Origin of the sequence: Vitiosangium sp. GDMCC 1.1324 (assembly GCF_003044305.1) — a bacterium.
GTDB lineage: Bacteria > Myxococcota > Myxococcia > Myxococcales > Myxococcaceae > Archangium.
Genome location: NZ_PZOX01000006.1, coordinates 35,397 through 55,581 on the forward strand (window position 1 = coordinate 35,397; position 20,185 = coordinate 55,581).

The 20,185-nt window shown below is 68.5% G+C and carries 17 protein-coding genes; 5 read left to right on the forward strand and 12 right to left on the reverse strand.

Annotation, left to right across the window (positions count from 1 at the left end; genetic code table 11):
- Window positions 1-11 precede the first annotated feature (11 nt).
- Window positions 12-542 carry a hypothetical protein gene (locus DAT35_RS19065; protein ID WP_199242944.1) on the reverse strand — a complete coding sequence of 177 codons (531 nt, stop codon included), beginning with the start codon at window positions 540-542 and terminating at the stop codon, window positions 12-14.
- Window positions 539-1,831, reverse strand: a complete 1,293-nt coding sequence (locus DAT35_RS19070) for a hypothetical protein (RefSeq protein ID WP_108068493.1) — start codon at window positions 1,829-1,831, stop codon at window positions 539-541. Before DAT35_RS19070 ends, DAT35_RS19065 begins: the two co-directional genes overlap by 4 nt.
- A 70-nt stretch (window positions 1,832-1,901) precedes the next feature.
- Between DAT35_RS19070 and DAT35_RS19075 the strand changes: the two genes are divergently transcribed.
- Both DAT35_RS19075 and DAT35_RS19080 read left to right on the forward strand, forming a co-directional pair.
- Window positions 1,902-2,513 carry a gluconate 2-dehydrogenase subunit 3 family protein gene (locus DAT35_RS19075; protein WP_108068494.1) on the forward strand — a complete coding sequence of 204 codons (612 nt, stop codon included), beginning with the start codon at window positions 1,902-1,904 and terminating at the stop codon, window positions 2,511-2,513.
- Between the two features lie 53 nt (window positions 2,514-2,566).
- Complete coding sequence (locus DAT35_RS19080; protein ID WP_369945936.1) at window positions 2,567-4,189, forward strand: GMC family oxidoreductase; 1,623 nt, start codon at window positions 2,567-2,569, stop codon at window positions 4,187-4,189.
- Between the two features lie 6 nt (window positions 4,190-4,195).
- Here the strand turns inward: DAT35_RS19080 and DAT35_RS19085 are convergent, their stop codons facing one another.
- Both DAT35_RS19085 and DAT35_RS19090 read right to left on the reverse strand, forming a co-directional pair.
- Complete coding sequence (locus DAT35_RS19085; RefSeq protein ID WP_233261566.1) at window positions 4,196-6,619, reverse strand: serine/threonine-protein kinase; 2,424 nt, start codon at window positions 6,617-6,619, stop codon at window positions 4,196-4,198.
- An 81-nt stretch (window positions 6,620-6,700) separates the two neighbouring features.
- Window positions 6,701-7,240, reverse strand: a complete 540-nt coding sequence (locus DAT35_RS19090; protein WP_158501779.1) for an SgcJ/EcaC family oxidoreductase — start codon at window positions 7,238-7,240, stop codon at window positions 6,701-6,703.
- Between the two features lie 76 nt (window positions 7,241-7,316).
- Between DAT35_RS19090 and DAT35_RS19095 the strand changes: the two genes are divergently transcribed.
- On the forward strand, window positions 7,317-7,808 hold the full coding sequence (locus DAT35_RS19095; protein WP_108068497.1) for a MarR family winged helix-turn-helix transcriptional regulator: 492 nt from the start codon (window positions 7,317-7,319) through the stop codon (window positions 7,806-7,808).
- A 31-nt stretch (window positions 7,809-7,839) separates the two neighbouring features.
- Window positions 7,840-9,174 carry an amidohydrolase gene (locus DAT35_RS19100; RefSeq protein ID WP_108068498.1) on the forward strand — a complete coding sequence of 445 codons (1,335 nt, stop codon included), beginning with the start codon at window positions 7,840-7,842 and terminating at the stop codon, window positions 9,172-9,174.
- Window positions 9,175-9,187: 13 nt separating this feature from the next.
- Here DAT35_RS19100 and DAT35_RS19105 read toward each other — a convergent pair whose 3' ends face one another.
- The 7 genes from DAT35_RS19105 to DAT35_RS19135 form a co-directional block, all read right to left on the reverse strand.
- Window positions 9,188-9,865 (reverse strand): hypothetical protein, encoded by a 678-nt coding sequence (locus tag DAT35_RS19105; RefSeq protein ID WP_108068499.1) that lies wholly within the window; start codon window positions 9,863-9,865, stop codon window positions 9,188-9,190.
- Between the two features lie 400 nt (window positions 9,866-10,265).
- Window positions 10,266-11,636: a hypothetical protein gene (locus DAT35_RS19110; protein WP_108068500.1), complete on the reverse strand. Its 1,371-nt coding sequence runs from the start codon at window positions 11,634-11,636 to the stop codon at window positions 10,266-10,268.
- Window positions 11,633-13,045 (reverse strand): DUF1501 domain-containing protein, encoded by a 1,413-nt coding sequence (locus tag DAT35_RS19115; RefSeq protein WP_108068501.1) that lies wholly within the window; start codon window positions 13,043-13,045, stop codon window positions 11,633-11,635. The genes DAT35_RS19110 and DAT35_RS19115 overlap by 4 nt, the downstream gene beginning before the upstream one ends.
- 17 nt (window positions 13,046-13,062) lie before the next feature.
- Complete coding sequence (locus DAT35_RS19120; protein WP_108068502.1) at window positions 13,063-14,859, reverse strand: hypothetical protein; 1,797 nt, start codon at window positions 14,857-14,859, stop codon at window positions 13,063-13,065.
- A gap of 29 nt (window positions 14,860-14,888) precedes the next feature.
- On the reverse strand, window positions 14,889-15,920 hold the full coding sequence (locus DAT35_RS19125; protein WP_108068503.1) for a hypothetical protein: 1,032 nt from the start codon (window positions 15,918-15,920) through the stop codon (window positions 14,889-14,891).
- Window positions 15,921-16,022: 102 nt separating this feature from the next.
- Window positions 16,023-16,622 carry an MXAN_6652 family MXYO-CTERM-anchored protein gene (locus tag DAT35_RS19130; protein ID WP_108068504.1) on the reverse strand — a complete coding sequence of 200 codons (600 nt, stop codon included), beginning with the start codon at window positions 16,620-16,622 and terminating at the stop codon, window positions 16,023-16,025.
- A gap of 248 nt (window positions 16,623-16,870) precedes the next feature.
- Window positions 16,871-17,383: a hypothetical protein gene (locus DAT35_RS19135; RefSeq protein WP_233261567.1), complete on the reverse strand. Its 513-nt coding sequence runs from the start codon at window positions 17,381-17,383 to the stop codon at window positions 16,871-16,873.
- A gap of 28 nt (window positions 17,384-17,411) precedes the next feature.
- On the opposite strand from DAT35_RS19135, the gene DAT35_RS19140 reads away from it, so the two are divergent.
- Complete coding sequence (locus DAT35_RS19140; protein ID WP_108068506.1) at window positions 17,412-17,843, forward strand: hypothetical protein; 432 nt, start codon at window positions 17,412-17,414, stop codon at window positions 17,841-17,843.
- Window positions 17,844-17,885: 42 nt separating this feature from the next.
- Here DAT35_RS19140 and DAT35_RS19145 read toward each other — a convergent pair whose 3' ends face one another.
- Window positions 17,886-20,183: a cell-cell cohesion protein MtsF gene (locus DAT35_RS19145; protein WP_108068507.1), complete on the reverse strand. Its 2,298-nt coding sequence runs from the start codon at window positions 20,181-20,183 to the stop codon at window positions 17,886-17,888.
- Between the last annotated feature and the right edge of the window lie 2 nt (window positions 20,184-20,185).

A 20,185-nucleotide genomic window follows, 5' to 3' on the forward strand; every position in this document is an offset into this window, starting at 1 on the left:
TTCCGAGGGATTCAGGGCTGGGGCAGAGGCTCGGGACCGAAACCGCCGTCCAGCGCCAGGGAGGAGAAACGCCCGCTCAGGGTGCGGCCCGCGCCATAGCCCCCGTCCTTCTTGAAGGACATGGAGAAGTCCCCGCGCGTCGGCTCGCCCGGGTTTCCGCCCTCATCCAGCACCAGGTCGCCCTTGTCCACTGGCGCGAGCGTCCGAGCCGGCTCGCCCGCGGCCACGTGCACCACCGTCGCCCGCGCGTGCCCGGCTGGAGTCTCCCCCGCCAGGTCCACCTTCTGGCCCGGCTTCAACTCCAACCCCTCAGTGTCCACGCTCAGCCGCACCACCAGGTCCACATCCGTGGCCGTGCTGCGGTAGTAGCTCACCTGCAGCGCCTGGGTGTTGCGCTGCACCTCCACACGCGACACCTCCAGCGGGAACAGATCTCCCACGCTGCCGGACAGCGAGTTCTCCCCTCCGCACCCCACCAGCCCCGCCCACACGAGCGCGCCGGACAACCCCACCGCCGCGAGCACCCGCGTCACTTCCCTCACGGCTCCACCGCCAGCTTCACCACGCCCGTGTCCGGCGCACGGTAGGCCACCACCCGCTTGCCCGTGGACAGGAAGGCCAGCTTCGAGCCCCAGCCGCCCGCCGCGTCCACCAGCACGTCGCGCCAGTTCCCCTCGATGAGCGCGAAGATGCGCAGCTCGTCCACGCGTGGGTCACAGCTCTGCTCGTTGGCGCTCGAGCTGTTGGAGCAGATGTAATAGGCGATGTGCGGCTCATGCATCGTCGGGTCGAAGGCCAGCGACGGGTACCAGCCGCCCGCGCCCGACTGGAACACCGGATCCGGCTCCGTCCACGTCACGCCGTCCTTCGAGAAGGTGTAGGTGAGCTTGTTGCTCGTGCGGTCCACCGCCGCCACGCCATAGCCCACCTGGCTGTCCCACGCGAGGCTCGGGCCCAGTTGCGTGTCGTAGACCGTCTGCACGTGCAGCGGCGCCGTCCAGGAGCCATCCGCCTTGCGCTTCTGGAAGAGGATGTTGTGGCCCCGGGCGTCCGCGCCGTCCGTCACCTGATCATGCACCAGCGCCGGCTGCTTGCCGTCGCCGAGCACCATGGAGATGTGGCCGCCATAGCCCGACTTGGTGTCGGCCGACATGGCCACCATCTTGCGCCCCCAGCTCGTCGGGCCGCCCTCGGCCAGCTCGAGATCGCTCCCCTCCCAGTCCTGCTTGCCGAACTGGCCGTTGTGGCCATCGCGGTAGGCGACATAGGCCTTGGTGCCGTCGAAGACGATGGCCGAGTTGAGGCCCACCAGGAAGCCCGAGTCCGCCAGGTTGTTGCCCGTCGCGACGTCGTTGCTCTTGGTCGCCACGATGCGCGGCGTCCAGCTCCCGGGCCCGTTGCGGTAGGCCACCGCCAGGTCACTCTGCACCCAATCCACGGATTGATCGTTCCCGCCGCCGAGGTAGCTCACCGCCGCCTTCCCCGACGAGTCATAGGCCACCGACACGCCGTTGATCACCTCCACCGTGGCGACGACCTCGGGCTGGGACGCCTTGCCGTTCTTCCACTCGAGGAAGCGCAGCTCGTAGTTCTTCGTGTCCCCCACGCGGCTGAAGTAGGCCACACCCACCACATCCCCCGGGCCCACCGCGAGCGCGAGCGGCTGCAGCTCCCGGGCCGCCTCGTCGAGCACGGTGCGGGCGAAGGGGGACGAGCCGTTGAGGACATCCGTGTTGTCGCCAGCGTCCGTCCCCCCATCGGGGCGGGGCGAAGGTTCCGGGGTGCATCCCAACGCAAGCGCCAGGCACAGCGCCCATCCCTGCCGTCTCATGGAGCGTCTCCTTGGTTGCGAATCGAGCAAGGGCCCTATTCTACGCCACCTGGGCTAGGCTTGGGGCATCATGGACCGGCGCTCCTTCCTTCAGCGGCTGACCTTCTTCGGCGGCGGTGTGGTGCTACTCGGCAGCAGTGCCTGTAAGTGCGGTGAGTCCTCCGAGCCCTCGCGCACCCAGGCCGCTGCCCCAACCGAACCGCCCCACCTCTCCTTCACCCGGGCCGAATACGCCGTGGTGGCCGCCGCCTGCGAGCGCATCCTCCCGCGCGATGAGGACCCCGGCGCGAAGGACGCGGACGTGTCCGTCTACATCGACCGCATCCTGCAGACCCCCGAGCTCACACAGATGCGCACGGACTTCGCGCAGGGCCTGGCCGCATTGGAGCGACGCTCGCAGCGGATGTTCCAGGTGGGCTTCGCCCAGGCCACGCCGGCTCAGCAGGACGAGCTGCTCACCGTCTTCAAGGACAGCCCGGCGGGCAGCGGCGAGGCTCATTTCTTCGAGCTGCTCACGGTGCTGACGCTGGAGGGTTTCCTCGGGGACCCGTCCTACGGCGGAAACAAGGCACAGGTGGGTTGGAAGCTGGTGGGCTTCGATACGGTGGGCACGATGGCGTCCGCTCCGCCCGAGGGCCATGACGGCGCGAAGTGCCTGCACACCTGCGGGAGGCACCCGTGACAAAGGAGCCAGTGGACGTCTGCATCATCGGGAGTGGCGCGGGCGGAGCCCCCATGGCGCTGGAATTGGGGCGCGCGGGCTTCAAGGTGGTGGTGCTGGAGAAGGGGCCGCACTACCAGCCCAAGGACTTCATCCACGATGAAATCCTCAACAGCCGCCGCAACTTCTTCATGCCGCTGCCGTGGGAGGAGCCGCACCTGGTGCGCCAGGGCGCGACGGCCCGCTACGAGCGCACCAACTCGGCGTGGACGGCCAACTGCGTGGGTGGCGGCACGGTGCACATGAGCGGCTACTTCTACCGGCTCAAACCGGTGGACTTCCGGTTGCGCTCGACACTCGGCGCGGTGAAGGGGAGCACGCTCGCGGACTGGCCCATCTCCTACGAGGAGCTGGCGCCCTTCTATGACATGGCCGAGGCGGAGCTGGGCGTGTCCGGTGAGGTCGTGGCCCACCCCTTCGCCGAGCCGCGCAAGGGCCCCTACCCCCTGCCTCCGCTGGACGTGCACCCCATCGCCCGGGAGCTGGACCGGGTGGTGGGGGAAATGGGCTGGCACAGCCTGCCCACGGCGCGAGGCATCATCAGCCGACCCTACCGGGGCCGCGCGGGATGCGCCTACTGCTCGCTGTGCGGCAGCTACGGCTGCGAGATGGGCGCCAAGAGCGGCACCAACGCCAGCCTCATTCCGGCGGCGCTCGCCACGGGCAAGGTGGAGCTGCGCCCGCGATGCATGGCGCGCTCGGTGGAGGTGGATGCCCAGGGCCGCGCCCGGAGCGTGGTGTACCTGGACGCGGACGGAGAGGTGCAGGAGCAGCCGGCGAAGGTGGTGGTGGTGTCCTGCACGGCGGTGGAGAGCGCGCGGCTGCTGCTCAACTCCGTGTCCAACCGCTTTCCGCGAGGGCTCGCCAACGGCAGCGGCCTGGTGGGCAGGAATCTGATCTTCAGCTCGTTCGGCGAGTCGCGCGCCACCTTCCGGGTGTCGAAGCAGAAGGCGGCACGGCCCTGGCTGACGGACCCGGCGCCCTTCGTGAACCGGAGCGTGCAGGACTTCTACCTCCTGCCGGATGAGCGCTTCGGCTTCCGCAAGGGCGGGACCCTCGGCTTCATGTGGACGCACCCCAACCCCATCTTCGCGTCGGTGGGACTGGCGGGCAGTGGCAAGGACGGCGTCTTCGGCAAGGAGCTGAAGGACCGGATGCGGGCCTACCGGGACTCGCGCATCCTCCAGTTCGAAGTGTATGGCGAGTTCCTCCCCACCCCGGACACGTACGTGACGGTGGAGCAGTCGGTGAAGGACAAGTACGGCCTTCCGGTGGCGGCCATCACGATGGAACGGCACCCCATGGACTTCGCCGCCACGCGCTTCCTCGTGGAGCGGGGCGAGGAGATTCTGCTGCGCCTGGACCCAGACGACCTGCATCGGGTGGGTGTCGCCGGTGAGACGACCATCCTACAGCACGGCACGTGCCGCTTCGGGAACGACCCGACCACCTCGGTGCTGGACCGCGAGTGCCGGGCACACGAAGTGTCCAACCTCTACGTGGTGGACGGCAGCTTCATGCCCACGGCGGGCAGCGTGCCTTCAACCCTCACCATCGTCGCCAATAGCTTCCGCGTGGCGCACGGACTGGTGGAGCGGATGAAGCGCAACGAGCTCAACCGGCCCGCCAAGGGCTGAGCCCGCTCACGCGTTCCAGATGGCCTCGACACGGGCGCGCACCTTGCGCCGCCCCTCCGCGAAGCCCGGCAATGCGCGCAGCGGCTGAAGCGCCGGGCAGTGCTCGATCCACTCCAGGTCGATGAGCGCCGTGTCCGCGGCCCGCTGGAAGTACCTCAGCGCCTGCTCCGCATGGCCACAGAGTCCCAGAATCTCGGTGGAGATCTGGCACATCAACGAGATGAACCGAGGGCTGTTCGTCCGGGAGATGGCCTCGTCGAACATGGGAATCAACTCGAGCGCACTCACCTCGCCGAGCACCGCCGAGGCATAGGAGCCGGTGATGCGAGAGATGAAGTCCGTCTCGTCGGCCGCCGAGGCCTTGCCCCGCCGCAGCTCGTCCACGTCCCGGGTCCACGCGGCGACACGGACCCGCAGCGACGCGCCCGTGGTGCGGTGCGCTGGCGACGCGGCCAGCCGCTCCATCGCCCACCGGTAGTCGTCCATCTTCCCGCGCAGCGCGCTGCACCGGGCGAGCTCGAACAGCGCCGTCACCAGGCTGGGTGACAAGTCATAGGCCAGCCGCAACCGGACGAGCCCCTCCTCCGCGCGGCCCGCCTCGCACTGGAGGCTCCCCAGGTACTGCAGCGTCGGAGCATGGCAGGGCGCGATGTCCAGGGACGTGCGCAGAGCCGTCACCGCCGCGCGCCAGTCATCCTCCTGGGCGGCGAGCATCGCCCGCGCCAGGTGCGTCGCGGCCATCTCCGGCGCCAGGTGCAGGGCCCGCTCGACGCTGGCACGAGCCAGCGCGGCATAGTCCTTCGCGGAGTCCTTCATGCCCATGAACGACACGCGCAGGCTCGCGATGGCATGAAGCGCGAGGGCAGGCGAAAAGTCCGGCGCCAGTTCCAGGCATGACTCGAGCAGGGGCAGCGGCCCCTCGTCGGGCCCGCCCCGGAACGCGCCGAACAGCAGGGTGTTCGCCTGCCGGTAGAGCGCCAGCGCCTCGGGCGGAGTGCGCGCGCGCCAGGCCGCGAGAATCACCTCTTCGCGCAGTTCCTCGGCGATGCGCGGCACCAGCCGATCCTGCAGCTCGAAGACATCGTTGGAGGCGTGCTCGAACCGGCCACTCCACAGCTGGGTGCCGGAGTGTGCCTCGAGCAGCCGGATGGAGACCCTCACCGCCGGGCCCGCGCTCTGCACCGTCCCATCCACTACCAGTTCCACCCCGAGCTCGTGCCCCACGGTGCGCGGATCTCTCGCGTCGCGGAAGCGCGCCGTCACCCCGCTGCCGGGCACGCGCAGCCCCCGAGCCCGGGAGAGCTGGTCGATGAGCGCCTCGGTCAGCGAGTCCCCCAGGTACTCGGAGTCGCGCGGACCCTGGAAGCGCAGGGGCAGAAGGGCCACGCCCTGCTTCACCGTCGGCGTGGTGGTGCGGGGCGTGTTGCGCGTGGGGGAGCCGTGTGTGCCGGGCGCTGGGGTATGCGGCCCCGTCATCGCCCCTAGGGTGTGCTGGCCTGACAGGGTGGGCTCTCCCACGCTGACGAGCCAGTCCCTCAGCACCCCGGCCGCCTCGAGCGCATTCGCCGGCCGCTCCTCCGGTGTGCGGCCCAGGCAGCGGTGCACCAGCTCCGCCAGGGGCGCGGGGATGTTGGCGCGCTGCCTCGGGTCCGGCGGGGGCTGGCGCAGGCGGGCCATGGCGGCGGCCCACGGCGTCTCTCCCGTGAAGGGCACCTCGCCGGTGAGCATCTCGAAGAGCAGCAGTCCCACCGCGTAGAGGTCCGCGCGGGCGTCCACCGGATCTCCCGACACCTGTTCCGGCGCCATGTACATGGGAGTGCCAACGGTGCCCATGGTGCGCGAGGCCACCTCCCCCGCCACCGCGCGGGCGATGCCAAAATCCGTGAGGACGACGCGCCCACCGGACTCGACGAGGATGTTGGCCGGCTTGAGGTCTCTGTGCACCACCCCGGCGGCATGGGCCGCGGCCAGCCCCTCGCAGACAGCCAGGGCGATGCGGGCGGCACGAGGCGCCATCAACGGTCGCTCGCGGCCGAGCAGCGTGCGGAGATCCTCCCCCTCCACGTACTCCATGGTGAGGAAGGCCTGGCCCTCATGGGTCCCCAGGTCGTGCATCCTCGCCACATGGGGGTGGGTGATGCGACGGGCCAGACGGACCTCGCGGCTGAAGCGCTCGAGCGCATCCGGGCTGGCGTCCTTGCCAAGCTCCAGCGTCTTGAGCGCCACCACGTCGCCCACGAGGCTGTCACGCGCCTGGTACACCGTGCCCATGCCCCCGCGGCCAAGCATCCGCACGAGCGCATACCGCCCGGCGAAGAGAGGCCCGGACGCGACCTCGCTGGAGAGGGCCACGCCCGTGGTGGTACCACGGATGACGGTGTTGTCGGCCCCATCGAGGGCGGAGTCAGGGGGTCGAAAATTCTCAGGCACGGCGGACCCAATCTAACCCGCAGCCCCCCACCTCGCCATTCACCCCTGGTACAAAAATAAATAGGAGAGGAAGAAGGAGCCCTACCGCGACGGGCTCACGCTGTCACCCGCCCGGGCCGGTAGGGCGGACGAGGTCACGGACACGGGCCCCTTGGGAGCCAGGAGCATCAGCACCCGCCCCAGCAGGGTCTGGGCGAACGGGCGGTAGCGCGTGTTCTGGAACGCGGTGAAGCGCCACCGGCCCTCCCGATTGACGGCGACGAGCGTCTGGACGGAGAGCCGCCCGCGCGAGGGGCGCTTCTGACCCGCCATGAGGATGGCCCCCTTGCCGTGGACGAGGGCCACGCCCGGAGCCAGCAGGCGCACCGAAGCGGGCTCGCTCTCCAGGCGCGAGCCCTTCATGAACCGCTCGAAGAGAGGCCTGTGGTTTTCCGCGATCTCGGCGCGGCCCTTCAAGCGCGAGCCGTCGAAGACCACGTAATCGGCATCTTCCGTGAACAACGCCGCGTAGCCATCGGCATCACCCCTTCCCCAGGCGTCATGGAGCTGCCGCCAGAGGTCCAAGACAGCGGCCTCATCGGCGAAACTCTCGGACATCACCTTGGAATTCTCAGGGCTCACACTCACATCCTCCCCCTTTGCTCATCGAATTAGCTAAGTTTTTTAGATACCAACCCACTGAGCTAAGATCAAGGCGATGCCAGCCGATACATCCGGAAAGTCCAGGCGCGCCAGGTTGGAGCAGGAGCTCTGCGGCAGACTCGCCAACACGTTCAGCGGCGCGGTGGTGCTGTTCCATTCCGCACTCGCCGAGCGAATCGGAATGAACGTCACCGACTTCAAATGTGTGGCCATCTTGAATGAATCGGGTCCGATGACCGCGGGCCGGCTCGCGGAGCTGACCGGGATGTCGACCGCGGCGACGACGCTGGTGCTGGACCGGCTCGAGCGAGCGGGTCTCGTCCGGCGGGAGAGAGATCCAAATGACCGCAGGAAGGTCATCCTCCAACCCGTCCCCAGCCCGAAGATGGAGCGCGACATCGGACAGGCGATGGAGGATCTGGTTCACTCGATGACCGAGGTCACGTCAAACTACAGCGCGCCCCAGTTGGAGACGATCCGTGACTTCATGGATCGCACCACGCAGGTCCTGCAGCATGTCGCCACCCGGCTGAAGACTGGAACGTGAACAGCGCCCCTATCCCCGGAGGACCCCTTCGATGACGGACACCTGCATCCGCGACTGCCACGCGCTCGTCCCCGATGCGAGCGGCACACTCACCCTCGCCCGCCACCAGGACATCCTGGTCCGCGGCAACCGCATCGCGGAGCTCCGCCCCACGGGGAGCCCCGTCGAGCCCGGCGTCACCGTGCTCGAGGGGAAGCGGATGCTCGCCATGCCCGGGCTCATCAACACCCACGCCCACGTGCCCATGGTGCTCTTCCGCGGGCTGGCCGAGGACGTGTCCATCGAGCGCTGGTTCAACGAGTTCATCTGGCCACTGGAGAGCAACCTCACCGCGGAGGATGTCTACTGGGGCGCGCAGCTGGGCCTCATCGAGATGATTGAGGGTGGCGTCACCACGGTGGCCGACCACTACTTCTTCATGGACCGGGTCGCCCAGGCAGTCGAAGAGGCTGGCACGCGGGCCCATCTCGGGTGGGCCATCTTCGGCAGCCGGGGCTACAAGGAGCTCGCCGAGACCGCCGCCTTCGCCGAGCGCTGGAAGGGGGGCGCGGGTGGCCGCATCACCACCTGCATGGCCCCGCACGCGCCCTATACCTGCGATGACGGTTTCCTGCGCGCCTGCTCCGGGCACGCCAACCGGCTCGGCATCGGCATCCACATCCATGCCGCCGAGGAGATGAACCAGACGCTCGCCAGCGTGCAGAAGCGGGGACTGACGCCCATCCAGGTGCTCGAGGACACCGGAGTGCTCGGCGTGCCCACCCTCATCGCCCACGGCTGCGGCCTGCTGCCCCAGGACCTGGAGTTGCTCGCCCGCCGTCGCGACCACGTGGGCATCGCCCACTCCCCCAAGACGTACCTCAAGCTGGCCATGGGCCTCGCCCCCATCCGCGCCCTGCGCAAGGCGGGGGTAGCAGTGGGACTGGCTACCGATGGCGCCGTCAGCAACAACACGCTCGACCTCTTCGAGAGCCTGCGCCTCACGGCCCTGACACAGAAGCATGAGGCGCTCGACCCCGAGGTGATGCCGATTCCCGAGGCGCTCGACATCGCCACGAGAGGCAGCGCGGCCGCGCTGGGAATGGGCGACCGGCTCGGCACGCTCGCGCCCGGCTACCAGGCCGACATCATCCTCGTGGACACCCGAAGCGCCCACTGGCAGCCGCCCCACAACCTCATGGGCGGACTGGTCTACAACGCTCGGGCCAGCGACGTGCACACCGTCATGGTCGACGGCCGAGTCATCATGAGCGAGCGCCGCCTGCTCACGATCGACAAGGAGCGGGTGTTCGCCGAGGTGGCGAACACCATGGAGCGCCTGTCCCAACGCGTGCCCGAGTCCCGCATCCAGCGCTACCAGCCGTGAGGCACGTGGCGACTCACCCCGCCGAGCGCACGAGTTGGGGCTGGAAGCTGTCCAAGAGCGCCTCCATGAGCCGCTCCACATCATTCAGCGGCACGCCCTGGATGGTGAGGAGCGTCTTGCCGCCCTGGACGCTCGTCTTGAGCTGAACGCGGGCGCCCTGGGCGAAGTGCCGCGAGAAGCATTCCCGCATGAACTCGATGCGGGCGGTGTCCGCCGCGGGCATGGACGCCCGAGACGGCTGGCGCTTGTGCTTCACCGCCTGCTTCAGTTCCTCCAGGCTGCACTCGGAGAAGGGCTTCTGCGCCACGGCCCCGCCCTCCCCCGGCACGTCGATGGGCGTGGAGCCCGGATCGCCGGCCTGGAACTGGATGTCCGCCACCTGCGCGTAGGTGCGCAGCGTGGTCAGCTTCATCACGCCGTAGTTCCTGCACGCCTCCTCGGTGAACTCCCGGGCCACGGCGCCATACCGCGACAGGGTCGCCTGCGAGAGATCCTGGATGTGCTGGCTGAAGTAGGCTTGAGCACTCTCGTGCCCGTTCTTCTCCGCCAGCTTGTTGTTCACCGTGTGGTTGTAGAGTCGGCCAATGTTGTAGTGCCCGGCGTTGCCTTCCCTCAGGTAGGCGAGCATGGAGTCCCGCACCTGCTCGAGCGTCAGCTCGGAAAGGGTGTTGTTGCCACTCGTCTGGATCATGAAATACCCCCCACAATGTGGAGCGACCGCGGGAATCGCGGTCTGGCCCGGCCATGAGCAACGCCTGCGCCAACGGGGCACTTCGTGAAAACGAGCACTTGTGCGAGGGGCACGCGAAAGGGAATCCCCTCGCACGGAGGACCCATCCGTGAAGTGAGACTGCTCGGGTTCCACTTCTCACCGGTGAGGACTGAAATGAGGCGGGTGCGTTCCACTGCTCACCGGTGAGGACTGAAACGGAGCTCACGCGTTCCACTGCTGCTCACCGGTGAGGACTGAAACGGAGCTCACGCATTCCACTTCTCACCGGTGAGGACTGGAATGGAACGGGTGCGTTCCACTGCTCACCGGTGAGGACTGAAACGAGGCGGACTCCCTCCGCCTCCCACTTGGAGCAACCTCAGTTCTCCTGCGCTCCAGAGAGGAAGATCCAGTCCTCGATGGACTTGATGTCGGCCTCAGGCAGCGAGGCATTCCCGTTGAGCGGATTGATGGGCATGCGGCTGCCGGTGATGCTGCCATCGGCCGTGAGCTTGAGGTACAGGTAGCTCTTGTCCAGGCTGCCGGGCTGGATGAGGTTGAGCCCGGGCTTCTGGGTCGAGGCCTTCAGCACCCGCAGGTAGATGTCGTGGGAAGTGCCGCTCAGCAGATCCAACCCCGCCTGAGGGCTGCTGCCACCGTGGCAGCCACCACAGTTCGACTGGAGCAGGGGCAGCACGCGCCCACTCCACGTCACCCCCGAGCCCGCAAGGCTGAGAGCCGCCGGGTTCGCCGAGTACGAGCACTTGTTGTAGTCGATGGCCGAGGACAGGTTCCACTGCGTGGACGCCGGATCGAGCCCCTCGATGAAGCACATCAGCGCCAGCATGTCCGGCACGTTCGGCGGCTGGTTGGCCAGCGGCATGCGCGTGCCGGGAATCGTCGTGGCGTCCATGGTTCCGCGCAAACGCGCCACCAGGTAGCTCTGCTCGGGCTTGCCCGGGTTGATGAGCGGAACGCTGGTGCCCGTACGCGCGCCGTAGACGCCGTTGCGGTTCTGGTCACCTTGCACGATGCCGCTGGCCACCAGGCTCTCCACTGCATCGCGCTGGTTCTCGTTCACCTCGGCGAAGAGATGGCGGCGGTCATCGAGCACCCACCAGTTCGTCTTGTAGCTGGCGAAGGCCAGCGTCTGCACGTTGCCCTGGTCGTCGATGAAGTTGCGGATGAAGGTGCCCGTGACGTAGAGGCGATCCTGCTCCACGGGCACCGGATCGTGGACATACAGGTGCAGGCCCACGGTGCCTGAATCCGGCCGGTTGCCCTTCGGATCCAGCGCCGGCGTCTCTCCCGGGACGAGCTCAAACCAGCCGATTTCAATCTCCCGGAAGGACTGCTCGGCGAAGCGGAAGCGGTCACCCAGACGCTCGCACCGGTCGAACACACCGTTCCAGTTGCCGGACTGCACGTTGCACGGAGCGCCGATGGCGGCCACGAAGGTGCCCGCCGTGTGCAGGTCCGGGTACTCCTTCTGGTTGTGGCACACGCCATTGGTGCCACTGCAGGTGCGCATCACCAGCTTGCGGTGCACGTCGAGCCCGGTGGGGTACGTCAGCTGTGCTGCCAGCACGTCCGCGTCCGAGCCCGTGTACGGCGTCACCTCCGTGGACCCACCCGTCGAGGGGCGATGCGGCTCGAACGGGATGGAGCCCGGGTCCTGCTTGTTGGGATCCGACGAGCCACAGGCCAGCGCCAGGGCTCCGAGGGTGGCAACGAGAAGGGAGCGCGTCATGCGAAGAAGTCCTCGATGGGGGCGTCCGCGGGGAAGACGCCCTGGTGGTCCGCCCCGAGCATGTCCAACATCGTCTTGAGCACGGAGCGGTACGAGTACACCTTGCCCGTGGCCTTGAGATTCGAGGCATTCACCGAGCCGAGGTTCTTGCCTCCCTTGCCAGCGCCGGTGATGACGCCCCCCATGAAGGGCATGGACATCCACCGGGTGGCCAGGTCGGGGCCGTGGTCGCTGCCGTTGGCGGAGTTGAAGCGGCTGCCGCCCGTGGTGCGGCCGAACTCGCTGCCGAGCACCACCAGCGTCTTGTCCCAGTACGTACCGCCCTCGGGGTGCTCCATCTTCTGGAGGGCCGTGCGCAGGCCGCTCACCAGCCGGTTGGCCGAGTCCATCTCGTCCGGGAGCTCGACATCCTCGCGCGAGTGGAAGTCGTAGCCGCCCTGGTTGAGGAACACCGCCGGGCAGCCGAAGTGGAAGAGACGCAGCGCGAGCGCCGCCCGCTGGCCCGTGGTGTCCGTGCCCAGCAGCGTCCGCAGATCCTTGTTGGAGATGCCGTCCACCACGTCATTGCTATCCGTGCTCACCCGGAGCATCGGGTCGCGGAAGATCTTCCCGTAGTCCCGCGTGGCCTGGCGCGTCTGCTGGTAGGTCTCCACGCCTCCGCGCAGCGCCGTGTGGAGTCGATCTCGGAACCGGGCGTCCATCTGGTTGGCCACCTTGGAGGCCCACTTCGGCAGGGTCGAGTCCGGGTCCTCGCTGAAGCGCTCGAAGCTGCTGCCCTCCAGCACCGGTGGCCGGTAGGTGGCGTAGTCGCCCGCCCCCGTGGCCATGCCCGCCTCGCCCAGGCTGAAGGCCGGCAGCAGGGTGACACCTCGCGAGGCCGCCTCCTTCACGCGCTCGCGCACCCCGTAGTTGACGAGCGTCAGGAAGCCCGTGGCCCCGCCCACGTAGCCCGTGAGGAAGCGCTCCAGGCCCGTGCCATGGCCACCGTCCGCACGCGCCGAGAAGGGCTCGTGGTCCACGCACGGCAGCACGCACATCTCGTTGGAGAACTCGGCCACCGGCTTCATGCCCAGCTCCCGGCGCGGCTTGTTCTCCTCTCCGTCCAGCCAGCTCGCGCGCTCCAGCAGCTTGCCCACGCCCCACTCGGTGCCGGACGCGCGCTTGCTCGAGCTGCCAAAGGGGTTGAACTCCCCGTCCACGTCTCCGTTGAAGGCGGTGGTGAAGCGGAAGCCGCCGGACAGGCGGATGTAGATGAGGTGGCGCACGGAGCCGCGCCCGGAGGTCTGGGCACGGGCCTCGCCCGGCAGCCACAGGTGGGGAAAGGCCAGCGCGGCGGCGCCAGCACCCAGGCCCTGCAGCAGCCGGCGGCGGCCGAAAGTGACGGACTTCGTGTCATCGGAGTCGGACATGTGAAAGAGCTCCGGGGCTAGTAGAAGACGCGCTCCGCGCTGGTCAGCAGCGCGAAGCAGAAGGGACGGGCGAACTCTTCCGCCGAGCAACGGGTGAGGGCGCACTCGGTACCCGCCTCGCGGGCCTCGGCCTTCTCCGTGTCATCCGGCGAGCGGCCGAGCAACAGCCGGTACTGGTGGGTGGCGATCTCCTCGGCCTCGGCCGCGGTCACCGCGCGGTTCGAGCTCATGCCCGCGGGCAGCAGCTTCTCCACCGCGGCCCCCTTCACCTTCGGGTCCAGCGTGGGGTTGCACAGCGTCTGCACGAAGGAGAGCTGCGTGGCGGTGGTGAGGATGCTCACCACCCGGAAGCGTCCACCCGTCACGTTCTCCGGGCAGCCGCCCAGGGTGCGCGCCAGCTCCGAGTAGCGATCGTCCAGCTCGCCCTTGTCGTCCAGCTTCCAGCGCGACTCCTGCAGCAGGCGGTAGCCGGCGACGCTGCCCGAGCGCAGCAGATCCTCCGGCTGGCTGATGCGGTGGTCGCACCCGGGCAACTCCATGCCCGTGTTGCGCGCCATGGAGTCGAGCCACACCTCCGCGTCCACCTGCTTCAGCGGGCCGTACGTCCACCGGTAGGCGTTGACCGAGGCGCCCTCGGCGGACTGGAGGTAGGCCGCGGAGGTGGCCACCGCGTAGTGCACCGAGCGGATGTCGCCGTCGTTCTCCAGCAGCCAGCGCACCAGCTCCTGGCGCACCTCGGGTACCTTCGCGGACAGCTCGTAACCCAGGTACTGCATGAGCACGTCATCCACCGCGCGCTCCCAGAAGGCCATGTCGCGTGCGAGGACGCGGCCGGGAATCTGCAGTTTCGCCCACTCCTCCGCGTTGAGCAGGCCGCTCCACAGCGTCAGCTCTCCCAGGTTGGGGTCGCGTGCGGCGCGCAGGTCCGGGGTGAAGATGAGCTCGTTGTAGCCCCACAGCACGCTGGCGCACTCGCCCCGGGACACCTCGTCCACGGCTCCGTTCTTGTCCAGGCAGCGAAAGCGGATGAAGGCGTCCGGCATGCGCATGCCCAGCTGCGGATGATCGTAGTAGCCCGAGTGCCACAGCTTGTAGAGGCGCGCCATGTCCGCGCGCTCGTGCTCGAAGGGCGGGCGGCCCAGGAACTGGCGGAAGAGCGCCTCCGCCTTGTCTCCCGGGTCCGCGTAGCGGCGGGTGAGCACCGGGTGGGCGCTCACCACCGCCGCGAACAGATCATACGGCACCAGCCCGCGGTGCAGCTTCGCCACCAGCCGATCCATGTCGTAGATGGCCTGAAGACTCGTCACCTCGTTGCTGTAGAGGAAGCGATCCGCGGCGCGGCGCTGCTGGATGACGATAAACTCGTCACTGTCCATCAGCCGCTTCACCGTAGCACCCCACCCGCCCGAGCACGTGGACTCGGCCTCGTCCGCCGAAGGCACGCGCCCCAGCATGTCCACGAAGAGCCGGCGGCAGGCCTCGGCCTGGACGATGGGACGGTTGGATAGGCCCACGCCCCACAAGCTGCGGCACAGCCCTCGGTTGACGGGGTTCTGCAAGCCCGCCCCGTTGCAATACGCCACGCAGTCCGCGTCACAGTCGGGCGGGCGCGTGTCGTTGGGCAGCGCCGACACCGTGCGCGCCGCGGGCAACACGTCATCACCGCCCGCGAAGGTGCCCGAGGTGAGGGGCGGCCCGTTGCCCACCATGCCACCGGGACCGGAGGCCATCTGGTCCGGCTCGAAGGTGTAGGTGGGCTGGCACGCGGCCAGCACCGCGAGCACGGGGAGGAAGAGCGTACGAGACACGGCCATGCGCGACTCCCAACGGAAGGTGGTGCGCTTCAGAGCGAGAACTCGGCTCCGAGCGAGAGACCCAGGCGCAACGCCAGGGTGCTCCAGTTCTTGGTGTAGTTGAACCCGGAGATCTCCTGGCTCGTGGCGAAGAGGTACTGCTGCTCGACCTGGCCGAGCACGTCCGCGCGCAGCCAGATGCGCTCGGACATCCGCCGCCGCGCGCCCACGGACGGGCCCACCAACCAGCCCACGCGCGGCACGCTCCACACGCTCACGCCCTGCTCCTGGAGCCGGCGGATCTCCGCCGAGAACTCACGGCCCGGAATCAGGAAGGACAGTCCGGCGCGCGCGGCGAAGACGACCTCCATCTTGTCGGCCACCGGCAGGCCGTACTCCCCGGTGGCGAACACCTCGTTGAGCAGACCGAAGCCGAACTCCCGGTCTCCTCCCGCGGCGTAGTTGCCGAAGACGCGCAGGCCCGCGCCCACCCGCAGCCGCTCGCTCACCGAGGGCACCGAGCTGTTCAGCCACGCCGTGACGGACAGGAAGCCCGCGCTCGAGTAGTCGAAGGACTCGTCCCGGCGCGAGGTGTCGATGCCGAGCTCGCCGCTCATCCGCGAGCTCTCGAAGAAGAGATCAGGCCCCACGCCAATGCGCACGCGGCCCGGAAAGATCGAAGCCGTAGGTTCCGGTGCCGCGGCGGCGCGGACCACCGGAGCGGAGCGGACCACAGGCGCAGGCCGGGGCGCAGCAGCGGCCTTGGACTCCGCAGCGGGCTTGGACTCCACGGCGAGCCGGGCTGGCTCCTCGGCGGCCTTCGCCGCCTCCGCGGGCGCGGGAGCGGCCTTCGTCTCCTCGGCCGGCGGAGAAGGCTCTGGCGTCGAGGCCGCCGGCTGCGAGGCCGGAGAGGTCTTGGACGCGCCCGCCTTGGACGTGCCCGTCCGGGAGGACTTGGAGGCCTTCTTGGACGGAGCAGCCTCGACAGCGGGAGCGGCAAGCACCAGCAGCGCCGAGAGGAGGCCGCAGCAGACGCGAGGGAGCGGCTGGAACATGTTGCGCGAGCGGAGGGGGAGCAGCACGGGGGACTCGGATTCAGAAGAGACAGACCACGGGGGTCAACTTCAGGGTCCCCTCCTCCCGGTCTCACTCGGACACGGGAGGAGAGGGGTACAGCGGGAGGCTCAGGCGCGACGGCGGCGGAGCAACGTCATGGTACCCGCGAGCAGCGAGAAGAGCATCACGGGCGCGCCACCCGTGGCGGAGCAACCTCCGGTATCCTCCTCCGGCGCGGCGGTGATGGTCACGGTCTTCGACGTGGTCGCAGAGTTATCCAGGGTCACGGCGCCGTCACCGTTGACCGAGTTGCCGGCACCGAAGATTTTCACGGAGCCCGCCGACTGGGGAGCCACCAGCGAGAAGTCGAAGCGGATTTCGCCGCCGCTGGCGGGCTTGGGCGCGGTGTGGGTGAGCTCTCCGCTCTGGAGCTTCGAGCCCGTACCGGCCGCGAGCGTCGCCGCCGTGTTGTCCACGGCCACGTCAAAGCCACCCTTCACCCCCGCACCGCCGCGGATGATGAGCGTGTAGTTGCCCGTCGCGCCTGCCTGGAGCGAATCGGGACCCGAAATCTCGACCGTGGGCGCGGCACCGCCACTGTGGCACGTGGTGCACGTCTGCGCCGTCTTGCCCGAGTAGCCGGTGATACCGGTGGAGTTGGCCAGGGCCGGGACAGACATCAGGCACGCCGTGAGCACACCCGCAACGCCGTACGACTGGAACCTCATACAACCTCCGTGAGAATGAGTTCTCTTTTTAACTCGCTTCGCCCCATCCTCATATGGCCCCCTGACACCTCGCGTCGGCATCGCCGGATCCGGACCACACGGTCGAACAAGAGCGCTGTGGCCGCAAAGGCTCCCCACATCTGACGGCGCTGGAGAGCAAGCGCACACACCCACCGTGAGCTTGTTGCAGCAGCAGGGAGTGTGTCCGTCTCATGAGGGACAGGGAGGCATGCGGCGAGGACGGCGGCTCAGCGGTTGCGCTGCGGCACCACCTCCACCTTCAGCACGTAGCGCGCCTGCATGTCGGAGGAGAACTCGATGAGGTGATCTCCCACACCGGTGAGGTCCGCCTCGCGGGAGAACTCGCCCTGCTTCTCCATCAGGTCCAGCGCATTGCGCCCGCTGATGGACTGCCGGATGCGCGCGCGGCAACCCTCCTCGTGGAAGGTGACGACCGTCTCCTCACCCGCGGCGAGCACCTCCTCGAGGAAGAAGCGCACCCGAACGGTGGAGGCCTCGGGCACCTGGATGATGAAGCGGCCCTGGCCGGGGAAGCGGCCCTCGGCATAGCTCTCCGGCCCGAGGATGCATCCGGCCATGGTGCCGCACACGGGCCAGGCGGCATCGCACGTGTCCTCGACACGGCTGCCGATGAAGTCGGCCCGCGAGCCTCCACATCCCAGCCCCAGCGCCGCGGCTAAAAACAAACCAGCCAACGGCTGGGACCCCTTGCGAAAGGTTGTTAGAAAATGGGCCAGCATTCGAACCTCCACTGAAGAGGAACCCTTCATGCGTCTGCGTCCCCTGTGGCTTTCCATCATCTTCCTCGCTCTCTCGGCCTGTGGAAACGACGACGGTCCGTCCGAGCAACCTGAGCTGTACGTGGACCGGGACTCCATCGGTTTCGGACAGGAGTACGGCACGGGAGCGTACGTGAACCAGGAGATCTCCGAGTCGCTCTACATCGAGAACAAGGGCCTGCAGGCGCTGGAGATCACCGAGGTGACGAAGAGCGGCCCGAGCCAGTTCACCATGACCCTGCCCGAGGAACTCGCCAAGGGAAGACCGGTGCGGCTGGAGTATGGCAAGCGCACCTTCATCCAGCTGAGCTTCAAGCCCACCGAGGCGAAGAAGTACGAGGGCAAGCTCCTCATCAAGTCCAACGCCGCCAACACGCCGCAGAAGGAGATCGTCATCTCCGGCGTCGGCTTCAAGCCCTGAAGCAGGAGTGGGGGCGCTGCGCGAAGCGCCCCCACCCCGGGCTCACGGCTGCCGGGTGAAGTAGCAGCCCGGCGCCGCACCGCCATCCGCAGTCACACCGCCATCCGGAGCAGGGCAGGAAGCAGTGCCTCCGTCGAGCCGGGTGTACGACTTGGGATAGCTGGTGTACGCGGTGCGCAGCGTGTAGTCCGCCTGTCCGTAGTCCGTCCGGTCCACGCCGCCCACGGCCACCATGAGGGAGCCTCCGCGGAGGAAGCGCGGCTCGAAGCAGGAGCAGGCGTAGGGCTGCACCGTCACCTTGGTGGACGTGGACCCACGCTCCAGCTTGTACAGGGGCTGCAGGTTGCTCAGGCTGCCGCTCGGCGAGTGCCACGCTCGCAGCGGATCACCCCGGTACGCGAGCGTCAGCGGCGCCCCCGCGGTGCCGGTGGACACCGGCGTGCAGCTCGTGCCCCCATCCCCCGCCCGGTCCCCGTCGCAGAAGGTCAGGTCCAGCGACAGCCCATAGGGCGTGCCACCATCGGGCAGGTTGTCCACCTCCCACTGCAGCTCCCAGGTGCGGTCCATCGGCGAGGGGAGGGCTTCGGGCAGCTGGAAGACGAAGGTGTCCAGGTCGGTGGGCACGGCGTCATAGTCCTCGGGGCCGCGCACACCCTGCCCCTTCGTCGGATCATTGCCGACGAGCCGGCCCAGGCCATACGAGATGGAACCGCTCACCTCGTAGGCCCCACCGGCGGGCGGCGCGGGGAAGGTCGCGGCGGAGTCGTCGCTGGCCAGCAACTTGGTCGACGGCGTCTCCGTCGTGCCACTGCCCTTGCGGCTGGTTTCGTCCGTGTCGTCCCGCCACTCCACGTCCAGGCGGTAGTCCTTGTCGTCCGCCCAGCTCGTGCCCTCGTCCTGGACGAGGAAGTAGTAGCGCACGGTGGCACCGTGCGGCGGCACGGGAATCACTCCCTCGAAGTTGCGCAGGTTGGAGAAGTACTCGGACTCATCGCGCGAGGAGCGCAGGCACAGCGGCGCGCTGTTGTTGCACCAGCCGTTCACCAGGGGCGTCACGAACGCGTCCGACCCATAGCCGTTGCCCTTGGGGCACACATCCACCTTGCCGACACAGTCGGCGGCCGAGAAGCCCGGCACCTCGGTGAGGACGCGAACCAGACGATCCGGCGTCTCGGGCAGCGGCGGGAAGCGGCCCCCCGAGGACAGGGACACCAGCCGGTAGTGCAGCACGGTGTGCGTGCTGTCCGTGGGCACATCCACCGCGTACCAGTCCTTGTCCGGCACCGAGCCCAGGCGTCCGGTGAAGGACGTCGTCCGCGTGCCGCTGCTGAGGGTGGCCACCTTGGCGTGCGACATGTCGTCGTTGTCGGTGCCGGTGTCGTTGGGGTCGCCCTCGCTCAACACCTTCACGTCCACCGTGTACTTCAGGCGCGTGTCCCCGGGCACAGGCTCGCTGGAGGTGCCGCTGTTCCAGGCCTGCACCAACACCTGCCACTTCCCCGCCGCCTTCACCCGGCGCGCGGTGGCCAGGTCGACGGCCAGCACGTTGGTCCGGACACGGCTATCCACCTCGGCGGTGCCGTCCGGGCGCAGCAGCTTGTACGCGAGGATGTACGCGGGCGGCGGCTGCGGCGAGAGGCTCGGCGCCGTCACGTGCACGTAGACGATCCTCCCGGCGGGCACGTCGAAGGAGAAGCGGTCCACATCTCCCGCGGTGGCCAGGTAACCGGAGGCACTCCCCACCAGGATGCCGCCCTGATCCGTCAGCGCCACCGGCGTGGCCGCGGCCGCCGTGTCGTTGGGCTCGTTCGTGTCCGGGTTGTCCAGCACCTCCACCGTGAGCGAGTACGGGTTGCGCGCGTCGAAGCCGGGACGGCTGGGGTTGGCCGGCTCGTCACCGAGCAGGAGGAGCACCTTCGCGTTCTTCTCGGCTTCGGAGATGGGGATGAGGAACTCGACCGGCTTGGGCTGCCCCTGGCCGTGTACGTCCACCCGGCGCGGCGCCAGCGCGGAGCCATCCTGGCGCAGGAGGCTGACGGACAGGTTCACCGCGGTGATGGGCGTGGCGTAGACAGCGGTGACACGCAGCAGCGAACGGGGCCCCACCGTCGAGGGCAACTGCACGCTGTACCAGTCGGTGTCTCCGCCGAAGGAGAGATAGCGGTCCTCCAGGGGCTGGCCCAGCGTGAGCTGGCACTCGGGCGAGCTCAGCGCCTCCTCGCGGGTGTTGCAGAGATCGGGGACCTCCTGCTCGCCCGAATCCGGCGGGCCATCCGGCTGCGAGGGACAGGCGGTGAGGACGAGCAGAACGAGCGACAGCAGTCGGACGGAGGTGGACATGG

What these genes read in the sequence shown, in the direction of transcription:
- DAT35_RS19115 (WP_108068501.1), bottom strand. Translation starts at nt 13,045, where the DNA reads ATGTCCGACTCCGATGACACGAAGTCCGTCACTTTCGGCCGCCGCCGG.
- DAT35_RS19145 (WP_108068507.1), bottom strand. Translation starts at nt 20,183, where the DNA reads ATGTCCACCTCCGTCCGACTGCTGTCGCTCGTTCTGCTCGTCCTCACC.
- DAT35_RS19075 (WP_108068494.1), top strand. Translation starts at nt 1,902, where the DNA reads ATGGACCGGCGCTCCTTCCTTCAGCGGCTGACCTTCTTCGGCGGCGGT.
- DAT35_RS19100 (WP_108068498.1), top strand. Translation starts at nt 7,840, where the DNA reads ATGACGGACACCTGCATCCGCGACTGCCACGCGCTCGTCCCCGATGCG.
- DAT35_RS19140 (WP_108068506.1), top strand. Translation starts at nt 17,412, where the DNA reads ATGCGTCTGCGTCCCCTGTGGCTTTCCATCATCTTCCTCGCTCTCTCG.
- DAT35_RS19105 (WP_108068499.1), bottom strand. Translation starts at nt 9,865, where the DNA reads ATGATCCAGACGAGTGGCAACAACACCCTTTCCGAGCTGACGCTCGAG.
- DAT35_RS19110 (WP_108068500.1), bottom strand. Translation starts at nt 11,636, where the DNA reads ATGACGCGCTCCCTTCTCGTTGCCACCCTCGGAGCCCTGGCGCTGGCC.
- DAT35_RS19095 (WP_108068497.1), top strand. Translation starts at nt 7,317, where the DNA reads ATGCCAGCCGATACATCCGGAAAGTCCAGGCGCGCCAGGTTGGAGCAG.
- DAT35_RS19080 (WP_369945936.1), top strand. Translation starts at nt 2,567, where the DNA reads ATGGCGCTGGAATTGGGGCGCGCGGGCTTCAAGGTGGTGGTGCTGGAG.
- DAT35_RS19070 (WP_108068493.1), bottom strand. Translation starts at nt 1,831, where the DNA reads ATGAGACGGCAGGGATGGGCGCTGTGCCTGGCGCTTGCGTTGGGATGC.
- DAT35_RS19120 (WP_108068502.1), bottom strand. Translation starts at nt 14,859, where the DNA reads ATGGCCGTGTCTCGTACGCTCTTCCTCCCCGTGCTCGCGGTGCTGGCC.
- DAT35_RS19135 (WP_233261567.1), bottom strand. Translation starts at nt 17,383, where the DNA reads ATGCTGGCCCATTTTCTAACAACCTTTCGCAAGGGGTCCCAGCCGTTG.
- DAT35_RS19130 (WP_108068504.1), bottom strand. Translation starts at nt 16,622, where the DNA reads ATGAGGTTCCAGTCGTACGGCGTTGCGGGTGTGCTCACGGCGTGCCTG.